The organism is Mesorhizobium sp. WSM4810 (genome assembly GCF_055811235.1).
The window spans coordinates 1-3,359 of the sequence record NZ_JBVVQV010000066.1; the positions used below are offsets into that span (position 1 = coordinate 1).

General features: G+C 64.0%; 1 protein-coding gene and 2 pseudogenes. All 3 read right to left on the reverse strand.

Annotation, left to right across the window (positions count from 1 at the left end; translation table 11 throughout):
- A pseudogene (locus AC0L3O_RS35240) lies at positions 1-217 on the reverse strand (ATP-binding protein); the annotation flags it as partial.
- Positions 217-1,094, reverse strand: a pseudogene (gene istA, locus AC0L3O_RS35245) (IS21 family transposase); the annotation flags it as partial. The pseudogenes AC0L3O_RS35240 and istA, both read right to left, overlap by 1 nt.
- Before the next feature lie 29 nt (positions 1,095-1,123).
- Positions 1,124-2,956 (reverse strand): asparagine synthase (glutamine-hydrolyzing), encoded by a 1,833-nt coding sequence (gene asnB, locus AC0L3O_RS35250; RefSeq protein WP_473618127.1) that lies wholly within the window; start codon positions 2,954-2,956, stop codon positions 1,124-1,126.
- Positions 2,957-3,359 lie beyond the last annotated feature (403 nt).

The window sequence follows — 3,359 nt, forward strand, 5'->3', positions numbered from 1 at the left end:
TCGCGCACGAACGGGAACTGCGCGATCTTGCCTGCCATGGAGATGCGCCGCTCGTCGCGCCGCGCGATCTCGCGCGTCACGAGGAAGGCCAAAGCCTCGCGCAAGGTCATTTGCGAACGCGCCGCTTCGTCCAGCAGCGTGTCGAGCTGGTCCCGGATCGCGGTCAGCTTCAGCCGGTCGAGCTGAGCACCAGCATCTCGTGATCGACCGCCGTCATCACCAGCTGCCTCCCACCAGTGCCTCATATTCGGCCAGTGGCCGCAACAGAGCGGAAGGCGCAACGATATCCGCCGGCGCCGATCGTACCGGCCCAGCAGCGCCGACCGCCGGCAAGATGCGCGCGCTCGACAATCCGTTGGCGACGTCCGCGGCACAGGCATGATCCGCCACCACCGCGCCAGCATGACGCACGATAACGCGGCCGCCCAGCACCACGACCTGGACGTTCTCCCCGGTCAGCCGCCAGGGAACCGAGTAACTGTTCGTGTCCAGGTCGATTGCGCAACCTGCCTGGACCTTGCGCACGAGATCCCGCAGCTGCCCGAACGGCGCCCGTCCGCCCAGAGGGCGAAGCGCCACGGCCTCTTCGGCAAAGCGTTCCGCAGGAGCCACGCCGGTCGTGCCATGCTCCGCTGATCGGCAATCTCGCGCGTCCACCGGTCCAGATGCGCCTCGAACGCCGCCCAGTTCTCGAACCGGCGGCCTGCAATCGCATTGCGCTTGACGTAGCCGACCCCGCGTTCGTCCTTCCCCTTCGTACGTGCCCGGTAGGGCGCACAAGCCCGTGGCGAAAATCCCCAGTAGCGGGCAAAGGCGTGCAGCCGCACATTGAACCGCACCTGCCGCGTCGCCGCATCGTGATGTTCGACCAGCGCCTTCGGATTATCGAACAGCACTTCCGTTGGAACCCCGCCGAAGCGAAGGAAGGCTCCTTCCATCCCCTCGAACCAGTCCGCCTGGCGCTCCCGAAGCGAGGGACGGATATGCAGCCGACGCGGGTAACCCAGCGTTGCCACAAACAGGTGCACCCGAACACGCTCGCCGCCGATCCACGCCCGCGTGTCGCCAAAGTCGATCTGCATGAGATGTCCCGGCGGATGCATCCTGTGCCTGTTCTGCCGTCTCAGACCGTGAGGCTCACCTTGTAATCGGTCAGGAAATCCTGAAGGGTCAGGATGCACTCCACCCACCTAATGTTGTCGGTCGCGTTCAGCAAGCCGCTGGAGCGGTCAACGGAAAGCAGCGGTGCCACTGCCGCATTAGGGTCATCCAGCAACGCCGTGAACCGGGTGCGCAGCATTCTGTCATAGGTAGGATCCTGAATAGGCGGGTACACGCTCTTGACGCGCTGCACCACCGACTGCGGCAGCAGGTCGGCGGTGGCGGCCCGCAGGAGGCTCTTCTCGCGCCTGTCGAAACTCTTGTGGGCCCATGGGGTGCCGAACACGTACTCAACGAGGCGGTGGTCGCAATAGGGGACGCGCACCTCGAGACCCAACGCCATACTCAGCCGATCCTTGCGATCGAGCAGCATCGGCAGGTAACGCGTGAGGAAGAGGTAGCAGACCTCGCGCATGCGACGCTCATACGGATCGGTCGAGGCCGGCCCGGTCAGGGCCGGTACTTCCGCAAGTGCCCTGCGGTACTGCTCGTCGAGGTAGCCGGGTAGGTCGAGGTTCTCGACCAGGCCGGGGTCTAGGGACTGCCGGGCAATATCGACGGGGTGGTCGGACCACGGAAACGTGTCGGCTTGAATGCTCGCTGGATCGTGGAACCAAGAGTAGCCGCCAAAAAGCTCGTCGGCCGCCTCCCCGGACAGGGCCACTGTCGAGTGTTGCCGGATTCCCCGGAACAGCAGATAGAGCGAGCTGTCCGCGTCGCCCCAAGTGAACGGCAGGTCACGGGCGTGGAGAGTGGCGGCCCGCACATTCGGGTCCATGAGTTCGTCCGCGGACAAGGTGATGTCTATGTGGTCCGTAGTAACAAACTTCGCAACCTCCTGCACATACGGTCCGTCGGGTGTGCCGCACATCGGGCCGGGGGTGAAGTTTTCGGTGTATCCAACGAAGTCGAGGGCGAAGGATCGGATCCGTTCGTCGCTGAAGCGCGCGGCCAGGGCGGTCATAGCCGAGGAATCAAGCCCGCCCGACAAGAGCGTGCACAGCGGCACGTCGGCGATGAGCTGTCGCTGTATCGTTTCCTCGAGCAACTCGCGGACGCGCCGAACTGTGGTAGGCACGTCGTCGGTGTGCCCGCTGTCGGTGAGCTGCCAATAGCTCATCTGCTGGATGCCGTCGCGAGTCACGCGGACGATGTGGCCGGGCCGTACTTCACGCATACCACGGAACACGGTGTTATGCGGGTCGGCGACGAAAGATAGTGTGCGCCGAAGCCCGTCGGCATCCACGACCCGTTCCGCGAGACTATTGGCGAGGATCGCCTTTGGCTCGGAGCCGAATAACACTCCGTGCTCGGTGGGATAGTAGTAAAGCGGCTTGATACCGAGCCGGTCGCGTACAAGAAGCAGTTCGCGCTTGGCGGTGTCCCAGAGTGCGTAGGCGAACATCCCATTAAGTTCGCTTATCGCGGTGCGGGGATCGCGGTGGCCCCACTCGCAGTGGGCGTGCAGCACCACCTCGGTGTCACTGCTCGTGTCGAACCGATGGCCCAGGGCGGCAAGCCGTTGACGCAGCTCGCGGTAGTTGTAAGTCTCGCCCGTGTAGACGAGCACCAACGCTGGTCGGCCGTCTTCCTGGTGCGTCATCGGCTGGCGACCGCCCTGGATATCGATGATCGCCAGGCGGCGGTGTCCCAGTGCCGCAGGCCCGTCGATCCAAGTCCCCTCGTCGTCCGGACCACGATAGGCCATGGTGGCCGTCATGTCGGCAAGCTCCCTGCGCGCGTCGGGACTTCCTAGGTCACGATCGAAATCAATCCATCCACAGATGCCGCACATGTTTTAGCTCCTTCGTTAGATAACTGTCGCGCAGCTTCGGGGCTCGGGGCACCTACACCCCGCGAAAAAAGCCGATGAATCCTCGCGCCCGCCTCGTCGAAAACTGAGTAAACTCGATGAGTCCCAACGGTCCATTCGATATGCTGACGCACTAGCACACCACTACGCAACGCGCGCCCACCTGTTCTAGTGGTACGTCAAGTGCTGTGCAGTTCAGTTTCGAGGAGGTCGGTAACAGGCGGCACCCAGGTTATGCTGGGGATTGGCGGTCGTCGGGTAGCCAGGCCGGGATTCGAAGTTCGGCCTCAGTACCAAAACTGACCCGTGCTCCGACCGATGCCGGTCGCGACCTGGTCACATCCGAGGCTGCGAGAGGAGGTCGGCGGCGCGTGCGGCGGTGCGA